At 69.2% G+C, this 17,110-nt stretch carries 17 protein-coding genes; 13 read left to right on the plus strand and 4 right to left on the minus strand.

Going from position 1 to position 17,110, the window contains the following annotated elements; all coding sequences use genetic code 11:
• Nucleotides 1–43 precede the first annotated feature (43 nt).
• Nucleotides 44–457: a Fur family transcriptional regulator gene (locus AC0685_RS24975; protein ID WP_034316411.1), complete on the minus strand. Its 414-nt coding sequence runs from the start codon at nt 455–457 to the stop codon at nt 44–46.
• 2 nt (nt 458–459) lie between these two features.
• Nucleotides 460–843: an ArsR/SmtB family transcription factor gene (locus AC0685_RS24980; protein ID WP_340685420.1), complete on the minus strand. Its 384-nt coding sequence runs from the start codon at nt 841–843 to the stop codon at nt 460–462.
• Nucleotides 844–1,100: 257 nt separating this feature from the next.
• On the opposite strand from AC0685_RS24980, the gene AC0685_RS24985 reads away from it, so the two are divergent.
• The 12 genes from AC0685_RS24985 (at nt 1,101) to AC0685_RS25040 (ending at nt 14,076) form a co-directional block, all read left to right on the plus strand.
• The gene (locus AC0685_RS24985) at nt 1,101–2,174 is read left to right on the plus strand and encodes a hypothetical protein (protein WP_478227726.1); all 1,074 of its coding nucleotides are present in this window, start codon (nt 1,101–1,103) and stop codon (nt 2,172–2,174) included.
• Nucleotides 2,175–2,181: 7 nt separating this feature from the next.
• A complete protein-coding gene (locus AC0685_RS24990; protein WP_478227727.1) occupies nt 2,182–2,811 on the plus strand; it encodes a class F sortase in 630 nt (209 codons plus the stop codon).
• Between the two features lie 158 nt (nt 2,812–2,969).
• Nucleotides 2,970–3,632, plus strand: a complete 663-nt coding sequence (locus AC0685_RS24995) for a class F sortase (RefSeq protein WP_478227728.1) — start codon at nt 2,970–2,972, stop codon at nt 3,630–3,632.
• Between the two features lie 91 nt (nt 3,633–3,723).
• Entirely contained in the window at nt 3,724–5,112 is a 1,389-nt protein-coding gene (locus tag AC0685_RS25000; RefSeq protein ID WP_340685416.1) for a glycine--tRNA ligase, read from the plus strand.
• Between the two features lie 146 nt (nt 5,113–5,258).
• Entirely contained in the window at nt 5,259–6,176 is a 918-nt protein-coding gene (locus tag AC0685_RS25005; RefSeq protein ID WP_478227729.1) for an ABC transporter ATP-binding protein, read from the plus strand.
• Nucleotides 6,173–6,901 carry an ABC transporter permease gene (locus AC0685_RS25010; protein WP_478227730.1) on the plus strand — a complete coding sequence of 243 codons (729 nt, stop codon included), beginning with the start codon at nt 6,173–6,175 and terminating at the stop codon, nt 6,899–6,901. The genes AC0685_RS25005 and AC0685_RS25010 overlap by 4 nt, the downstream gene beginning before the upstream one ends.
• A 13-nt stretch (nt 6,902–6,914) precedes the next feature.
• Entirely contained in the window at nt 6,915–8,111 is a 1,197-nt protein-coding gene (locus AC0685_RS25015) for a sensor histidine kinase (protein ID WP_478227731.1), read from the plus strand.
• A complete protein-coding gene (locus AC0685_RS25020; RefSeq protein WP_478227732.1) occupies nt 8,108–8,713 on the plus strand; it encodes a response regulator transcription factor in 606 nt (201 codons plus the stop codon). The genes AC0685_RS25015 and AC0685_RS25020 overlap by 4 nt, the downstream gene beginning before the upstream one ends.
• A 32-nt stretch (nt 8,714–8,745) precedes the next feature.
• Nucleotides 8,746–9,399, plus strand: a complete 654-nt coding sequence (locus tag AC0685_RS25025) for a YdcF family protein (RefSeq protein WP_478227733.1) — start codon at nt 8,746–8,748, stop codon at nt 9,397–9,399.
• Between the two features lie 39 nt (nt 9,400–9,438).
• Nucleotides 9,439–10,707, plus strand: a complete 1,269-nt coding sequence (locus AC0685_RS25030) for a deoxyguanosinetriphosphate triphosphohydrolase (RefSeq protein ID WP_478227734.1) — start codon at nt 9,439–9,441, stop codon at nt 10,705–10,707.
• Nucleotides 10,708–11,020: 313 nt separating this feature from the next.
• Nucleotides 11,021–12,097 (plus strand): serpin family protein, encoded by a 1,077-nt coding sequence (locus AC0685_RS25035; protein WP_478227735.1) that lies wholly within the window; start codon nt 11,021–11,023, stop codon nt 12,095–12,097.
• Between the two features lie 182 nt (nt 12,098–12,279).
• Nucleotides 12,280–14,076, plus strand: a complete 1,797-nt coding sequence (locus AC0685_RS25040; protein WP_478227736.1) for a glycosyl transferase — start codon at nt 12,280–12,282, stop codon at nt 14,074–14,076.
• Here AC0685_RS25040 and AC0685_RS25045 read toward each other — a convergent pair.
• Nucleotides 14,066–15,322: an aldehyde dehydrogenase family protein gene (locus tag AC0685_RS25045; RefSeq protein ID WP_478227737.1), complete on the minus strand. Its 1,257-nt coding sequence runs from the start codon at nt 15,320–15,322 to the stop codon at nt 14,066–14,068. The genes AC0685_RS25040 and AC0685_RS25045 overlap by 11 nt on opposite strands.
• A 184-nt stretch (nt 15,323–15,506) precedes the next feature.
• On the opposite strand from AC0685_RS25045, the gene AC0685_RS25050 reads away from it, so the two are divergent.
• On the plus strand, nt 15,507–16,073 hold the full coding sequence (locus AC0685_RS25050; RefSeq protein WP_478227738.1) for a carboxymuconolactone decarboxylase family protein: 567 nt from the start codon (nt 15,507–15,509) through the stop codon (nt 16,071–16,073).
• 58 nt (nt 16,074–16,131) lie between these two features.
• Here AC0685_RS25050 and AC0685_RS25055 read toward each other — a convergent pair whose 3' ends face one another.
• Nucleotides 16,132–17,070 (minus strand): sigma-70 family RNA polymerase sigma factor, encoded by a 939-nt coding sequence (locus AC0685_RS25055; protein WP_478227739.1) that lies wholly within the window; start codon nt 17,068–17,070, stop codon nt 16,132–16,134.
• Nucleotides 17,071–17,110 lie beyond the last annotated feature (40 nt).

Raw genomic sequence — 17,110 nt, forward strand, 5'->3', positions numbered from 1 at the left:
AAATTTGCTATGAAAGCGTCCTTCATCGCACTACTAGAGGGCGTCAGTGGTTCGAGCAGGTCCCGACGATCTCCACGGTGTGGCTGATGTCGGAGAAGCCGTGCTCCGAGGCGATCTTCTCGGCCCACCGCTCCACGGCCGGTCCCTCGACCTCGACGGTGCTGCCGCAGATCCGGCACACCAGGTGATGGTGGTGGTGAGACGAGCAGCGCCGGTAGATGGCCTCGCCGGTATCGGTGCGCAGGACGTCGATCTCGCCCGCCTCCGAGAGCGACTGCAGCGTCCGGTACACCGTGGTGAGCCCGATCCCGTCGCCGCGTTTGCGCAGCTCGTCGTGCAGTTCCTGGGCGGAACGGAAGTCGTCGATCTCCTTGAGCAGCTCGACCACGGCGGCCCGCTGTTTCGTCGACCGGCGTCCCGGCACCGGCGCGGAACTGTTGGCCGTCGTCGGACTCATGCTCACTTCCCCTCTTGAACGTGGGCTACGGCGTCCACCACGATATGCGCAAGGTGATCGTCGACCAGCCGGTACACCACCTCACGGCCGCGTCGCTCACCCTGTACGACACCCGCGGTCTTCAGTACCCGCAGGTGCTGGCTGATCAGCGGCTGCGCGACATCGAGCGTGTCCACCAGTTCGTGGACGCACCGGTCCGCGTTACGCAGCTGCAGCACGATGGCGATGCGCACGGGTGCGGCGAGTGCCCGGAGCAGGTCGCCGGCGTCCGCGAGGACGGCGGGCGAGGCCGACACGGCGGGTTCGGCGGGGGGACGGGCCGACGAATGCGGTCCGGGGTCTTCCGAGAGGCCCGGGGCGGCCGAGTCCGGGGTCACCGTAGCCATCGCCGCCTCCATGTTCATGATTTCCGAAGTCATTGCCAGTAACAGTCCAGTCCATCTTAGTGTTCCCGTCCCGGGTGGTCTGTTCGCCGACCGGGCGACCACTCGGCGGCGGCGTTACTGCTCCATTCGGGTGACTTCGCGGAGAAATGGCCATTCCGCTTCGCATGTCGTCGCCGACGGTGCAAGGTTGTCGCGGAGCGTTTCGTCGCTTCTCGCTGACGACCGCGCTCTGAGAGCCCGAGAGGCAGTGGGGAGACATGACTCGTTTCGTGACGAAGCTGGCCGCCGCGACGGCGGCCATCGCTTTGGCGTCGGTTCCGGGGCTCGCCTCGGCGCAGACGACGCAGGCCGTCGACGAGAAGACCGGTCCCGTGTCGTTCGCGAACGTGGCGTCGGTGCGCATCGGGAACCCGGGATCACTGATCACCGAGACCCAGCGTTCGCCGTTGACCCCCGGCCAGTCGAAACTCTCCCCGGACCGCACCGTCGTCCCGCGTGACGCCGGTGAGCGGACCACCCTCGGTGACCAATGGGCGATCAACCTTGGCCGTTACGGCGATCAGAGCCCCTTCCCGGCCGGGATCGCCAGCCGCGACCACAACGTGATCGCCGCGCTGCAGCAGACCACGGTCCCGACGGCGGTCGCGGAGAGCAACTACGCCCTCATCGACAACGGGCGCGGCGGCGCGAAGCCCATCGACAACACCGTGCTGGTGCTCGAAGGCGCGAAGAGCTCCGTCGACTGCTCCTCGCCTGGCAAGGCGACGTCGTCGACGAGCGTGGGCAAGATCTGGGTGCGGGACCAGAACGGTGACCTGAAGCCGTCCGGCGCTTCGGGTATCGACGTCAAGGGACTCAAGCTCGGCCCGCCGTCGACCGGCGGGATCGACAAGACGGCCAGCAAGGACAAGACCACCTCCGACCTGACCGTGTCGCGGGTGACCGCCTTCGACCAGCTCATCCGGCAGGACGGCTGGCGCGCCGGTGACGTGACCGCGGTGGCGGGCTGGAAGGTCGACGTCGTCACGCACGTGCGCGACGAGGAGGACAAGGATCTGCGCGAGGCCCGCACGACGATCGTGCTCGGCGGCGTGAGCTGCGGTATCCCGAGGAACTTCGTGGCGAAGCCCGCCGGCGGTACGGGACCCGGCGCCGCGCCCGCGCAGCCCGCGGTGCCGGGCACGGTGCCCGCGGGCGGTATCCCGCCGCAGACCGCGGACTCGACGCGGACCGTGGTCGGGCTCGCGCTGCTGGGCGGCGGCATCGTGATCGGCGCCGCGGCCATGCTGCTGCTCCGCCGTCGCAAGCCCGTGCCGGTGCGGGAGAAGTAGCGGCCCCGTGCGGTCCTGGCTGGCGGTACTGTCCGCCGTGGTCACCGCGCTCGCCATCTCAGCGGGCGTCGTCGTGCTGACCTGGATCCCGCCCGAACCGGTGGTCTCGCTCGCGGAACCCGCGGTCATGCCGGGCGAGGACGGCGCTCCCTTGGCGCTGCCCGCCGACAGTTCGAAACGGGGGCAGCGGCCCGGCACGATCCGCCTGCCCGAAGGCGGATCGGCGAAACTCGTCCGCTCCGAGGTCACCTCCCACGGTGTCCTCCCGATCCCGCGCGGCCTCGGCGGCGCGGCGTGGTGGGGTGCGCGGCTCGGCGCCGAAACGGGTACGTCGCTGATCTCCGGGCACGTCAACTGGGGCGGCGTCAAAGGGCCCTTCGACGAGCTGTGGCGGATGCACGAGGGCCAGGAGGTGGCCGTCAGCGACGCGGCGGGCGGCATCTGGGTCTATCGCGTGCGCGAGGTCGTCACCGTGCACAAGAACGACCTGCCCGTGCGGGCGGCGAAGCTGTTCGCGCAGAGCGGGCCGCACCGGCTGGTGCTGGTCACCTGCGGCGGCGACTACCTCGGGGGAACGGACGGCTACCGGGACAACCGGGTCATCGTCGCGACTCTCGTTTCCGGGCCGCCCGCCTGACTCCCGCATTTCGTCCTCTGAATGCGGTCCATGCGTGCGCAACTACCGCATTCAGAGGACGAAACGCGGGAAGTCGGTGCAACCTCTCTCGGCTCGCGTCGCGTGTCTAGCCACACCGGCCGCTCCGGCGGCTTGACGCGAGCAAGGAGTAATACCCGATGGTGGGACAGTTCGACGACGGTACGGCGAGCGAGGAGCGGCCGAAAAAGCGTTCCGGCCTGGGCTTGATCCTCGCCGGTGGCGCGATCTTCGTGGTGGCGGCCGTGGTCGCGGTGCTGGTTTTCACCGGAAAGAGTGATTCCGTCGTCGCGGCCGCCCAGGACCAGGTGACCACGTCGTCGGTGCAGACACCCCAGGCTCCGGCGGACACGGGACAGGCGCCCGGCACGGTCAGGCTCCCCGGCGGCGGCACGGCGAAACTGATCCGCAAGGAACTGACCGCGGACGGGACCCTCCCCATCCCCGAGGGTCTCGACGAAGCCACCTGGTGGGGCGCGAAACTGGGCGCCGGCCAGGGTGCTTCCGTGCTTTCCGGGCATGTGAACTGGAAGGGGAAGAAGGGCCCGTTCGACGAACTGTGGCGGCTCAAGACCGGCCAGCAGGTCGACCTCGTAGACACCGACGGCGGCAAGTGGGTCTACCAGATCGGCGAGATCGTCACCGTGCACAAGACGAAGCTGGCCGAACAGGCGGAGAAGCTGTTCGGACCGGACGGGCCGCATCGGCTGGTGCTGGTCACCTGTGGTGGCGAGTACGTCGGCGGGACCGACGGTTACGAGGACAACCGCATCGTCACCGCCTCCTTGGTCAGCAGGCCCTGAGCGGTCCGACCTCGCCGGAGGTCGTGCGGGGACGGGCGGTTAGTCTTGTCCTTCTAGTCCATACCCGTCCCCGCATGCTTCGGAGCGTGGAGTGCCCGCCAACACCATTGAGACCGTCGTCAGCCTGTGCAAGCGTCGAGGCTTCGTTTTCCCGTGTGGAGAGATCTACGGCGGTACCAAGTCGGCGTGGGACTACGGGCCCCTCGGTGTCGAACTGAAGGACAACATCAAGCGCCAGTGGTGGAAGACCGTCGTGCAGAGCCGCGACGACGTCGTCGGCCTCGACTCCTCGGTCATCCTGCCGCGCCAGGTGTGGGTCGCGTCGGGTCACCTCGACGTCTTCACCGACCCGCTGATCGAATGTCTGTCCTGCCACAAGCGTTTCCGCGCCGACCAGCTGGCCGAGGACTTCTCCGCCCGCTCGGGCAAGGAGGTGTCCGAGGACGACCTGTCCGAGGTGCCGTGCCCGAACTGCGGCACCCGCGGGCAGTACACCGCGCCGCGTGACTTCAACATGATGCTCAAGACCTACCTCGGCCCGGTCGAGTCCGAGGAAGGCGTGCACTACCTCCGCCCGGAGACCGCGCAGGGCATCTTCATCAACTTCCTCAACGTGCAGACCGCGGCGCGCAAGAAGCCGCCGTTCGGCATCGGCCAGATCGGCAAATCGTTCCGGAACGAGATCACGCCGGGCAACTTCATCTTCCGCACGCGCGAGTTCGAGCAGATGGAGATGGAGTTCTTCGTCGAGCCGGGCGAGGACGAGACCTGGCACCAGTACTGGATCGACGCGCGCACCGAGTGGTACAAGGATCTCGGCATCAAGGCGGACAACCTCCGCCTTTACGAGCACCCGAAGGAAAAGCTCTCCCACTACTCGAAGCGCACCGTCGACATCGAGTACCGCTTCGCGTTCAACGCGGGCCAGGAATGGGGCGAGCTCGAAGGCATCGCGAACCGCACCGACTTCGATCTCACGACGCACTCGAACCACTCCGGCGTCGACCTGTCGTTCTTCGACCAGGCCACGAAGCAGCGTTTCCGCCCGTTCGTCATCGAGCCCGCGGCCGGTGTCGGCCGGTCGATGATGGCGTTCCTCGTCGACGCCTACCACGAGGAAGAGGTGCCGAACGCCAAGGGCAGCACCGACACCCGCGCGGTGCTCAAGCTGGACTACCGGCTCGCGCCGTTCAAGGTCGCCGTTCTCCCGTTGTCGCGCAACGCCGATCTCACGCCGAAGGCGCGCGACGTCGCGGCGGCGCTGCGCAAGCACTGGAACGCCGACTTCGACGACGCCGGCGCGATCGGCCGCCGCTACCGGCGCCAGGACGAGATCGGGACGCCGTACTGCGTCACCGTCGACTTCGACTCGCTCAACGACCACGCGGTGACCGTGCGGGAGCGCGACACCATGGCGCAGGAGCGGGTCGCGATCGACAAGCTGGAGTCGTACCTGGCGGGTCGGCTGATCGGCGCCTGACGCCCGTTCCTGGCGCGTGAAGGCCCCCTTCCCTCTGCTCAGCCGAGGGAAGGGGGCCTTCACGCGCTATACCCCTGACAACTGTCACCCTCAGGTCGTGACGCGCGGCCCACGCCCAGGCCGCCCGGTCGCGACAGGCTTGAGGCATGCGAGAACAAGACATCACCGCGGGGGCGGCGGTCCGGATTTCCGGTCTGCGTAAGCACTATGGCGACGTCCACGCCGTCGACGGCGTGGAACTGACGATCGCGCCGGGCGAGGTGGTCGCCCTCCTCGGCCCCAACGGCGCGGGCAAATCCACCACGGTCGACATGATCCTGGGCCTGAGCGTGCCCGACAGCGGTTCCGTGACCGTCTTCGGGCGTGAGCCGGGGGACGCGGTCGGCGACGGGATGATCGGCGCGATGCTGCAGGGCGGCGCCCTCGTCGAGGATCTCACGGTCGCCGAGACCGTCGGCACGGTCGCGGCGCTGCACCGCGAGCCGATGCCCGTGCGCGAGGCGTTGCGCCGCGCCGGGATCGATGACCTCGCGAACCGGCGCTCCACCAAGCTTTCCGGTGGGCAGAAGCAGCGCGTGCGGTTCGCCGTCGCGCTCGTGAGCGACCCCGATCTGCTGATCCTCGACGAGCCGACCGCCGCGATGGACGTCGGCACGCGCCGCGAGTTCTGGAAGTCCATGTACGAGTACACGAACTCGGGTCGCACGGTCCTGTTCGCGACCCATTATCTCGAAGAGGCCGAAGAGTTCGCCGACCGTGTCGTGCTGATGCGGTCGGGGCGGATCGTCGCGGACGGTTCGGTCGCGCAGGTCCGTGCGCTGGCCGGCGGGCACACGATCCGCGCGGTGGTGCCCGCGGCGGCTGAGCCGGTGATCGCGGGGCTGCCCGCGGTCACCGGTTTCGAACTCCGCGCCGGTCGCGCGGCGATCTCCAGTACCGATTCCGACACGACGTTGCGGGCGCTCCTGACCCACGTGCCCGGAGCGCACGACATCGAGATCAGCGCCGTCGGTCTCGAAGGCGCGTTCCTATCCCTGACCACCGGCGAGGAAGCCGTCCGATGAACCCCACCTACCTCAAGACCGAGATCGTCCGTACTTTTCGTTCGACGCGGTTCGTACTTTTCGCCGTCGCCTTCCCGGTGCTGATGTTCCTGTTGCAGGCCAACGTTCTCGCCGGGGGCGAGGTGGACATCGCCGGCGTGATCATGGTCAACATGATGGCCTTCGGGGCCTTCTCCGCCGCCATGACGAGCGGCGCGAAACTCGCCATCGAGCGGTCCACCGGCTGGCAGCGCCAGCTGCGGCTGACCCCGTTGACCGGAGCCGGTTACCTCGGCGGCAAGGCGCTCTCGGCGATGCTCGTCGCGCTCCCATCGCTGCTCGCCGTCCCGCTGGTCGGCGTCCTCTTCCAAAGCGTCCACCTCGACGCCGCCGGCTGGCTGCGGCTCGTGGCAGGTATCTGGCTCGGCGCGATCCCGCTGGTGCTGCTCGGCCTCCTGCTCGGCCAGTTCGGCACGCCGGAGTCGATGCAGCCGCTGAACATGATCGTCATGATGGGCATGGGGTTCCTCGGCGGCCTGTGGATCCCGATCGACGGGATGCCGTCGTGGATGGCCGACATCGCCCGGGTGACGCCGACGTACTGGCTGATCCAGCTGGTCCGCCCGGTCGTCACCGACCGGCTCACGGTGAGTCTCCCGGCCGCGCTCGGCGTGCTGGCGGCGTGGACCGCGGTCCTCGGGGCGCTCGTGATCAGGCGTTACCGTAAGGACAGTGCGCGGGTCTGAGAAGGGTGAACCGGTGAACGAGTACCCGGGCAGGGTGAAGACGGGTTTGGACGACCGGGAGAACTGGTGGTCGGACATGCCGCCGCGGACCGGACGGGGGCCCCGGCCGGGGAAGTGGGCCGTACTGGGCGCCGCCTTCGTCCTGCCGACCTTCATTCCCACGGTGGTCGAGCTGACCACCGGCGGGGTCACCGCGGAAACGCTGGTGGTCGTCGGTTTCCTGATCGCCTACGGCGCGTGTTATCTGCTGTTCCCGCTCGTCCTGCGGCCTTCTCGGCGGAAGACGACCTACGTCTTTTCGGTGGTGATGCTGCTCATCGGCCTCATCCTGGTCTTCCTGCACGACAACAACCCGTACATCCTGATCTACGCGACGTCGGTGCTGGCCTTCACGCTGCCGCCGGCGTGGGCGGTGATCCTGGACGGCGGCGCCCTGCTGCTGGTGCTGGCCGTCCACCTGGCCGTCGGGAAGGACGATTTCGGTGACTTGGTGGCGGTCCTCTCGATCACGGCGGCGATGTTCTTCATGGCGAACCTGGTCCGCGCGGTGCGGAAACTGGAGGCGGCCAACCAGGAGATCGCGGCGCTCGCGGTGGCGGGTGAACGCGAGCGCCTGGCGCGGGATCTGCACGACATCCTCGGCCACAGTCTCACCACCATCACGGTCAAGGCCGGGCTCGCCCGCCGGATCCTGGAGAGCGGCAAGGACGACTCCCGCGCGCTGCAGGAGATCCGCGAGGTCGAGGGGCTGACCCGCAGCGCGCTGTCGGACATCCGGGCCACGGTCTCCGAGTATCGCGAGGTGTCGCTGTCGGCCGAGGTCGCCGGGGCGCGGGCGGCGTTGCGGGCGGCCGAGATCGACGCGGATCTGCCGCACGCGGTGGACAACGTCGACCCCGCCCTGCAGCGTACTTTCGGCTACGTGCTGCGGGAAGCGGTCACCAACGTGATCCGGCATTCCGGGGCGAACCGGGTGAAAGTCCGCCTCGGCAAGACCTGGCTGGAAGTCGAGGACGACGGTGAGGGTGGTGACGCCGCGGCGGGGAACGGCCTGCGCGGGCTCACCGAACGGTTGGACGCGGTCGGCGGGACCTTGACCGCCACCACGCCACCTGGGGGAGGATGGCTCGTCCGGGCGGAGGTACCCGAATCCGCCTTGCGGAGCGGCGCGCTCGCGCCACTCTCCGAACCCGCTGGAGGCTGCGCGTGATCCGGGTCCTGCTCGCCGACGACCAGGCGATGGTGCGCGGGGCGTTGGCCACCGTGCTCGGCCTCGAAGCCGACATCGAGGTGGTCGCCCAGGTCGGCTCTGGCGACGAAGTGCTCCAGCGGGCGAAGGAGACCGCTCCGGACGTCGCGCTGCTCGACGTCCAGATGCCGGGCAAGGACGGTCTCGAAGCCGCGGCCGAGCTGCACGGCGCGCTTCCGCTGTGCCGGATCATCATCTGCACCACCTTCGGCAGGCCCGGCTATCTCTCGCGGGGGATGGCCGCGGGGGCCGCGGGGTTCGTGGTCAAGGACGCTCCGCCGGAGCAGCTCGTGGACGCCGTCCGCAGGGTTCACGGTGGCCTCCGCGTGGTCGATCCCGCGCTCGCCGCCGAATCCCTCGCCACCGGCGCGAGCCCGCTCACCGGGCGCGAACACGACGTCCTCAGGGCCGCCAAGTGCGGCAGCACGGTGGCCGACGTCGCCCGTGCGCTGCACCTTTCGGAAGGAACCGTGCGCAACCATCTTTCGGCCGCGATGGGCAAGACCGGGGCGCGGACCCGGGCCGAGGCGGTGCGGCTCGCGGAAGAGCACGGCTGGCTCTGAGATCGACTCCCCGCTCTGCGAGAATCACCCGCGTGAGTACCGCCGAACGGACGAAACCGACTCGCGCGAACTGGGTGCGCCGGATCGTGGCGGGATTCCTGCTGGTCGTCGTCGCGGTGATCGGCGGAACGGCGTTCCGGGTCTGGCAGGTCGCGCGAGAGGACGTGCGCGACCGGGCCGACGTCATCGTGGTGCTCGGCGCGGCCCAGTACAACGGCAGGCCGTCGGAGATCTTTCAGGCCCGGCTGGCCAAGGCGAAGACGCTGTACGACCAGGGCGTGGCGAAGGTGATCGTCACCGCGGGCGGCAAGAAGGCGGACGACAACTACACCGAAGCGCACGCGGGCGCGCAGTGGCTGCGCAAACGCGGCGTGCCCACATCGGCGACGCTGCCGGTCGGCGAGGGCAGCGACACCCTGCGGAGCCTCCGCGCGGTCGCCGAGCAGGTGCGGAAACGGGGCTGGAAGACCGCGGTGCTGGTCAGCGACCCGTGGCACTCCTTCCGCGCCCGGGTGATGGCCGACGACCTCGGGCTCGAGACCTGGACGTCGCCCACCCATCGCGGCCCGATCGTGCAGACCCGCGAGACGCAGGCGCGCTACATCGTCCGCGAGACCGGCGCGCTGCTGTACTACCGCCTCACGAAGTCGCCGGCGGACAGTCTGTTCGGTACCGGTGAGGTCTGACGCCCGATAAGTGTCGGTGACCACGTTTAGTCTGGTCGGGTGGACACCTACACCGAGGCCGACAGGGCGCGCCTGCTGCCGGAGCGGCCCAAGGGCGCGGCGTTGGAAGGCGCCGCGGACGGGCGGAGCGCCTTCGCCCGTGATCGCGCCCGAGTGCTGCACTCGGCCGCTCTGCGCCGTCTGGCGGGCAAGACCCAGGTGGTCGGCCCGGGTGAAGGGGCCGAGGTCAGCGGCGTGCCCCGTACGCGGCTGACGCATTCGCTGGAGGTCGCCCAGATCGGCAGGGGCATCGCGGACGAGCTGGGCGCCGATCCCGATCTGGTGGACACCGCCGGCCTCGCGCACGACATCGGGCATCCGCCGTTCGGGCACAACGGCGAGCGCGCGCTGAACGAGGTCGCCCAGCCGTGCGGTGGTTTCGAGGGCAACGCGCAGACGTTGCGGATCCTCACCAGGCTGGAGCCCAAGGTCCTGCTCGAAGGCGGGGTCGTGGGCGGGCTGAACCTCACCCGCGCCTGTCTCGACGCCTCGACGAAGTACCCGTGGCAACGGGAAGAAGGCAATCCGAAGTACGGCGTCTACGCCGACGACGCCGAGGTGTTCGCGTGGGTCCGGGAAGGCGCCCCAGAGCGCCGGACCTGCCTGGAAGCCCAGATCATGGACTGGTCCGACGACGTCGCGTATTCCGTGCACGACGTGGAAGACGGGGTGCTGGCGGGCCGGATCTCGTTGCGGGTGCTGGCCGACGCGGAGGAACGCGCGGCGGTGGCCGAGGCGGCGCGAAGGTTCTCGCACCAGTCGCGGTCCACTTTGGAGGGTGCGGCGAAGGAACTGCTCGATCTGCCGGTGGTCGCCGAGCTCAGCGAACCGGGGCTCGACGGATCGCTCAAGGCGCAGGTCGCGTTGAAACGGCTGACGAGCGAGCTGGTCGGCCGGTTCGCGACGGCGGTCGTCGGCGCGACACGGGAGGTGTACGGCGAAGGGCCGCTGAGCCGCTACGCCGCGCGGCTGGTCATCCCGGAGCAGGTCGCGGCCGAGGTCGCGTTGTTCAAGGCGCTCGCGCTGCGGTACGTGATGAGTGACAGGCGGCGCCTCGCGATGCAGGACGGCCAGCGGCAGACACTCGCCGAACTGGTCGAGGCGCTGTGCCGTCGCGCGCCCGACGCGCTGGACGGGCTGTTCCTTCCCGCGTGGGAGGCCGCCCCGGACGACGCGGCGCGCCTGCGCGTGGTCGTCGACCAGGTGGCGTCGCTCACGGACGCGCAGGCCTACGCGTGGCACGCCTGGCACACGGGCAGGCACGGCTGAGGCCTTCATCTACAGCAAAGGGTGGTGAAGGCCTCCTTGCCTACCCTGACGGTAGTGAAGGAGGCCTTCACTACCCGTTCGGTGCTCCCGATGTGGCATTGGAGGCGTTGGGTGTCCCCGATGCCACATCGGGGACACCGCTGTCCCGGCGTCGAAGCTGATGTTCTGAAGGCCCGCTTTGAGGTGTTCACCGTCTCAAAGGGGGCCTTCAGGGCACGACACCTTCGGCTTACCTCTTTAGAGAACCCGGATCGCCCAAGGCGGAACCTTCGGACAGGAGACGGGCGGGCCCGTCCACGGTACGGTCTGCGGCATGGGCGCTGTCGAAAGCCACCTCCGGTTTGGTCTGGACCTCTATCGGGTGCTGGCGAGCCGCGCGGAGAACGCGTGCTTCTCGCCGTACTCGATCGCGAGCGCGCTCGGCCTGGTGACGCAGGCCGCCAAGGGGAAGACCAGAGAAGAGCTGATCGCCCTGCTCGGCGACCCGGACGAGCTGGCCGACCTGCTGGGCAAGGCCTCGTCGCTGCTCGACGACGGCCCCGAACTCGCGGTCGCGAACACGCTCTGGGCCTGGGACGGGCTCCCGCTCGAGGGCTCCTTCCGCGAGGAACTCGCCACCTGGCCGGGCGGGAAGGTCGAGAGCGCCCCGTTCGGCGACGATCCGGAGGCCGCGCGACGGCTGATCAACGCCGACGTCGCCGAGGCCACCCGCGAACTGATCCCCGAACTGCTGAAGCCGGGGACCGTCGCGCCGGACACCGTCGCCGCGATCGTCAACGCCCTGTATCTCAAAACCGCCTGGACCAACCCGTTCTCGCGTGACAACACCGCGCCCGCGGACTTCCACGCGCCCTCCGGCACCCGTACGGTGCCGACGATGTGGCTCGAAAAGCGGCTCGACCACACCCACGAGGACGGCTGGCAGGTCGTCCGCCTCGGCGCCGAGGGTGGGGTGGAGGCGGTCGTCCTGCTTCCGGACGGCGATCTCGACGACGCCGAACTCGACGCGGGCAAGCTGGCGCGGCTGCTGGAGAACACGCGGGCCAAGACCATCGCCCTGTCGCTGCCGAAACTCGACCTCGACGTCGACAGCCCGCTGACGGCGAAACTCCAGGACCTCGGGGTGCGGACGATGTTCACCGCCGACGCCGACCTCACCGGGCTCGCCGACGACGACCGGCTCGAAGTGTCCGAGGTCCTCCACCAGTCCGTGCTCCGTATCGACGAACAAGGCCTCGAAGGCGCCGCCGCGACGGCGGTGCTGATGCGGCTGACGTCGCTCATCGTCGACGAACCCCTGGAAGTCGCCGTCGATCGGCCCTTCCTTCTGCTCGTCAGGCATGCCTCGACGGGTGTGATCTACTTTCTCGCCCGCGTTGTCGAGCCGTGAGGATGGTCAGTGAGTCTTTTCCAGGCTAAGTGGTCACCATCGGAAGTCCTCCGGGGGTCTCGACGGCCCAGCTTCCCGCTGGACGCACGGCCGTGAGACCCGAGTACAGCCCGGTACGAGGGCCCCACGGCCGCACGCCCAGCGAAAACCTGGATCCGCCGAATACCCCCGAAGGACTTCCGATGGCAACCACTGAGGCGGCGGAGGTGGAGGCCGAGAAGACTCCCACGAGACCCCGCCGGTTCGCCGCCACCGACGCCGCCATCATGGGCGGCTTCCTGCTGTTCGCCTTCCTGCTCTACAACGGGCTCTGGCTCGATCTCAAGGAGGGCTATCTCTGGAACAGCGCGTCGGACCAGAACCTGTGGGAGTGGTTCTTCTCCGTCACCGCGGACAACGTGCTGCACCTGAGGAATCCGCTCAGTTCGCATTTCCAGAACCATCCGCTCGGCGTGAACCTGATGGCCAACACGGCCATGCTCGGCATCGGCATCCCGCTTTCGCCGGTCACGCTCACCTTCGGCCCGACTGTCACCTGGGCCATCGCGCTCACCGGCGGTCTCGCCGGCACCGCGGCGGCCTGGTACTGGGTCTTCTCGCGGCATCTGGTCACCCACCGGGTCGGCGCGGCCATCGGCGGCGCGTTCGCCGGCTTCGCCCCGCCGATGATCTCGCACGGCAACGCGCACCCGAACTTCGTCGCGTGGTTCGTCCTGCCGTTCATCGCGCTGCTGGTCTTCAAGATCGCCCGCGGCGAACGGCCCGTCCGCAACGGGATCTTCCTCGGCCTGCTGGCGGCGTACCAGATCTTCCTCGGTGAGGAACCGCTGCTGATCTTCGCGATGGCGTTCGCGATCTTCGCCATCGCCTACTTCGCGACGAATTACCGCGAGTTCCCACCGATGGCGAAACCGCTGGGGATCGGCGTCGGCATCGGGGTCCTCGTGGCGCTCGTGCTGTGCGCTTTCCCGCTGTGGTGGCAGTTCTTCGGCCCGCAGAGCTATCAGGCGATCGAGCACGGCCCGGTCGGGAACGACACGGCCGCGTTCACCCGGTTCGCGACGCAGTCGGTCGCCGGGCAGCCGCAGGCCGCCGCGGACGTGTCGATGAACCGCACCGAGGAGAACGCCTTCTTCGGCTGGCCGTTGATCGTGCTGATGGTGGTCATCACCGCGTGGTTGTGGCGCGAGGTGTTCGCGCGGGCGCTGGCGATCTCGATGTTCGTGATGGCCTGGCTCTCGCTCGGTGTGCAGATCATCGTGGTGCACGAGGAGACCGGGATCCCGGGACCGTGGAAACTCTTCTCGGAACTGCCGCTGTTCGAATCGCTGCTGGAGTCGCGGCTAGCGATGGGCTGCATCCCGCTGATCGGCGCTCTGCTGGCGCTGGCGACCGAGCGCGTCTACGCGGTCGCGTCGAAACTCCCCGAAGTGCCGGGGGAGCGGCGATTCCCGTTGCGGCTGCTGTGGATCGGCGTCGTCATCGCGGTACTGCTGCCGATCGCGCCGACGCAGCTGATCGTGAAGGAACGGCCGCCGACACCGAGGTTCCTCGCCGACGGCACCTGGCGGAGCTATGTCGCGCCCGGCGGGACCGTGGTCCCCGTGCCGTTGCCGAGTTCCGGCGAATCCGAACCGCTGCACTGGCAGATCGACGCGGGCCTCGGCTATTCGATGCCGGAGGGCTACTTCGTCGGGCCGAGCGGTCCTGACGACAAACGCGGCCGCTACGGTGCCGTCCAGCGGCCGACGTCGATCATCTTCGACCAGATCAAGCAGACCGGGATACCGCCGACGATCACCGAGTCGCAGCGGGTGCAGGCGCTGGAGGATCTGCGGTACTGGAACGCCGACGTGCTCGTGCTGATCCCGCGCGAACACCAGGACGCCTTCCGGACCACCGTGGACCTGCTGCTGCGGAAGCCCGCCGAGTTCGTCGACGGTGTCTGGGTGTGGGACGTCCGGACGATCACTCCCTGAGGCCGTCGCGGCTCGCCGACCACCGCGAGCCCGCGAACGGTCCGTCCACGGAGATCGCCAGATGCGCGTTGACCCGGACCGTCCCGCTGCCGAGCCGTGCCGCGACTTCGGCGGCGTACTCCTCGTCCGCGCCCCACACCGATCCGCACAAGCCGGACGCCGTGGCGTTCGCCAGCCCGACCGCTTCGTCCACTGTGGAGCATCGGACCACCGGCAGCACCGGGCCGAACTGTTCCTCGGTGACGACTCGCATGCCGTCGTGCGCCTCGGCGAGGATCGCCGGGGCGAAGAAGTACCCGGGTCCGTCGAGTGGCCCGCCGGTCACGATCCTCGCGCCGTCCGCCCGTGCCTCGCCGGTGAGACCGGTGACGCGGTCGTACCGCGGCCGGTTGTTCACCGGGCCGAGCTGTGTGCCGGGTGTCCGTCCGTCGCCGACCACGACCCGGGTCGCCACGGCCGCCAGCGCCTCGACGACGCCGTCGTGGACGGACCCGACGGCGTAGACCCGCTCGACCGCCACGCCGATCTGGCCGCAGTTGGCGAAGGCGCTCCAGAAGAGCCGTTCCGCGATGGCGGCCGGATCCGTGCCGGGGAGGACGATCGCGGGATCGTTGCCGCCCAGTTCCAGCGTCAGCCGTCGCCATTCCGGCGCGGACGCGGCGGCCATCCGCTTCCCGGTGTCCGCCGATCCGGTGAAGTCGACCTTCCGGATCCCGGGATGGGTGAGCAGACGCTCGCCGAGGGGGTCGTGTCCGGTGAGCACGGTCAGCACGCCCGGCGGCAGCACCTGCGCCAGCATCCGGCCGAGGTGCAGCGTGGTGAGCGGAGTGCGCGGCGACGGCTTGAGCACCACCGTGTTCCCGGCGGCGAACGCCGGCGCGAGTTTCGCGACGGCCGACTGCACAGGGAAGTTCCACGACGTGATCGCGGCGACCGGTCCTTCGCCGTCGGCCGGCGGTCCGGGCCGCAGCCCGGCGAAGTACCGGAACTGCGACGCCGCCCCGGCGAACTCGGCGTTGGCCTCGTGAAGCGGTTTCCCCTGCTCTTCGGAGAGCACGGGGGCCAGCACGGGCGCGGCCTCCTCGACGACGACCGCGCACGACGTCAGCGCCGCGCGCCGATCCGAGGCGTGCCAAGCGGGCCAGGCCTCGGCGGCGGCGCGTACCGCTTTGTCGACTTCGGCTGGCCCGCAGTCGGGGACGGCCGTGATCCGTTGTCCGGTGGCGGGATCCTCGACGGCGAGCATCGGTCCTCCTCGGTGGAAGGAAAAGTGCCGACTCGCCAGCGTACCTTCGATGATCGACTGGCGGTTCCGGCGAAAAGGCGAAAGACGGCCCTCCTGCCGCGTGGCGCGCGTCACCGGCGTCACTGTCACGTCCGCGCGGGCCGTCTCGTCCATTCGGTGATCGCAACCGCACGAGGAGGACACCATGCCGCGTATTCCCGCCGTGAAGACCGCCGAAGCCGGCTTCCTGCTGAAGCTGTTCTACAAGTTCGCCGGCAAGCGCTTCGGCGCCGTGCCCGAGCCGATGGCCGTCTACGCGCACCACCCGGCGCTGCTCCGGGCGAACGGCATGCACGAAATGATGGCGGAGAAGGCCAGCAAGACGCTGCCGTCGAACGTGCGCGAGCTGGCCGTGTACCGCGTCGCGACCCAGCTCGGCTGCTCGTGGTGCGTCGACTTCGGGACCATGCTGCAGCTGCACGAGGGCCTCGACATCGAACGGCTGAAGAACATCGACGACTACGCGAAGTCGCCCGCGTTCACCGACCAGGAACGGCTCGCGCTCGCGTACGCCGACGCGATGACCGCGAGCCCGGTGACCGTCACCGACGAGCAGGTCGCCGAGCTGGAACGGGAGTTCGGCCGCAAAGGCGTCATCGAGCTGACCTACCAGATCGGCCTCGAGAACATGCGTGCCCGGATGAACAGCGCGCTCGACATCACCGCGCAGGGCTTCACCTCGGGCGACGCCTGCAAGATCCCGCTTCCCTGAGACTCCCGCGTTTAGTCCTCTGAATGCGCCCAGGGCGCATTCAGAGGACTAAACGCGGTCAGGGGCCGACGCGGGTCCGCGCGGTGGTGAGCTTGTCCGGGTTCGCCATGTCGTAGATCGCGACGATCTTCCCGTCGCGGATGACGAACGCGTCGACGTGCTCGTCGAGCGCCCGGTACCGGTCCGAACCGGGCTGAGGCGGGAGGTAGACCCCGAGGTCGCCGTTGACCAGCGCGAACCTCGCCTGCTCCATCCCCGCCGGGTCGTACATTCGCATGAGGCCCTGGAACAGCCGGGTGACCTTGTCGAACCCGGCGACCGTGTGGATCGCCGTGCGGGCCTTGCCGCCGCCGTCGCCGACGAGGACGACGTCGGGATGCAGCACCTCGGCCACCGCCTGGATGTCGCCGGTGAGCATCGCGGTCATGAACTTCTCGATGATCTGCTGCTGTTCGACGAGCGCCGTCCGGGGCGGCGGATCGGCGTCGGCGACCGCGCGGCGGCCGCGGGAACCGTGCTGGCGCGCGGTTTCCGGTGTGCAGCCCAGGATCTCGGCGATCTCGCCGAACGGCACCGAAAACGCGTCGTGCAGAACGAACGCGACGCGTTGTTCCGGCGTCAGCCGGTCGAGGACCACCATCGCCGCCATGCGCATCCCGTCGTCGCGGACGGCGACGGTCAGCGGATCCTCCGACGACGGCGTGCCCAGCGGGCCGAGGACGGGTTCGGGCAGCCATTCGCCGACGTACCGCTCGCGGCGCACCACCGCGGACCGCAGCCGGTCGAGGCAGATACGGCTGACGACGGTGGTCAGCCAGCCCTTGTGGTCTTCGATGGCCGAGCGGCGTCGTTCGTCCAGGCCGCTCAGGCGCAGCCACGACTCTTGGACCGCGTCCTCGGCGTCGGACAGCGTGCCGGTCAGCCGGTAGGCGACCGACACCAGATGGGGGCGCAGCGCGGCGAAATTCCCGGCGAGTTCGTCCAGGGCGGTGCTCATTCCCCGAGTGTGCCGTACAGCGCTCGGGGAGCGGGAGGTC

The organism is Amycolatopsis sp. NPDC043889, from assembly GCF_056435645.1.

Coding starts and splice junctions, on each gene's coding strand:
- AC0685_RS24975 (WP_034316411.1), bottom strand. CDS start 457: ATGAGTCCGACGACGGCCAACAGTTCCGCGCCGGTGCCGGGACGCCGG.
- AC0685_RS24980 (WP_340685420.1), bottom strand. CDS start 843: ATGGCTACGGTGACCCCGGACTCGGCCGCCCCGGGCCTCTCGGAAGAC.
- AC0685_RS24985 (WP_478227726.1), top strand. CDS start 1,101: ATGACTCGTTTCGTGACGAAGCTGGCCGCCGCGACGGCGGCCATCGCT.
- AC0685_RS24995 (WP_478227728.1), top strand. CDS start 2,970: ATGGTGGGACAGTTCGACGACGGTACGGCGAGCGAGGAGCGGCCGAAA.
- AC0685_RS25005 (WP_478227729.1), top strand. CDS start 5,259: ATGCGAGAACAAGACATCACCGCGGGGGCGGCGGTCCGGATTTCCGGT.
- AC0685_RS25010 (WP_478227730.1), top strand. CDS start 6,173: ATGAACCCCACCTACCTCAAGACCGAGATCGTCCGTACTTTTCGTTCG.
- AC0685_RS25035 (WP_478227735.1), top strand. CDS start 11,021: ATGGGCGCTGTCGAAAGCCACCTCCGGTTTGGTCTGGACCTCTATCGG.
- AC0685_RS25040 (WP_478227736.1), top strand. CDS start 12,280: ATGGCAACCACTGAGGCGGCGGAGGTGGAGGCCGAGAAGACTCCCACG.
- AC0685_RS25045 (WP_478227737.1), bottom strand. CDS start 15,322: ATGCTCGCCGTCGAGGATCCCGCCACCGGACAACGGATCACGGCCGTC.
- AC0685_RS25050 (WP_478227738.1), top strand. CDS start 15,507: ATGCCGCGTATTCCCGCCGTGAAGACCGCCGAAGCCGGCTTCCTGCTG.
- AC0685_RS25055 (WP_478227739.1), bottom strand. CDS start 17,070: ATGAGCACCGCCCTGGACGAACTCGCCGGGAATTTCGCCGCGCTGCGC.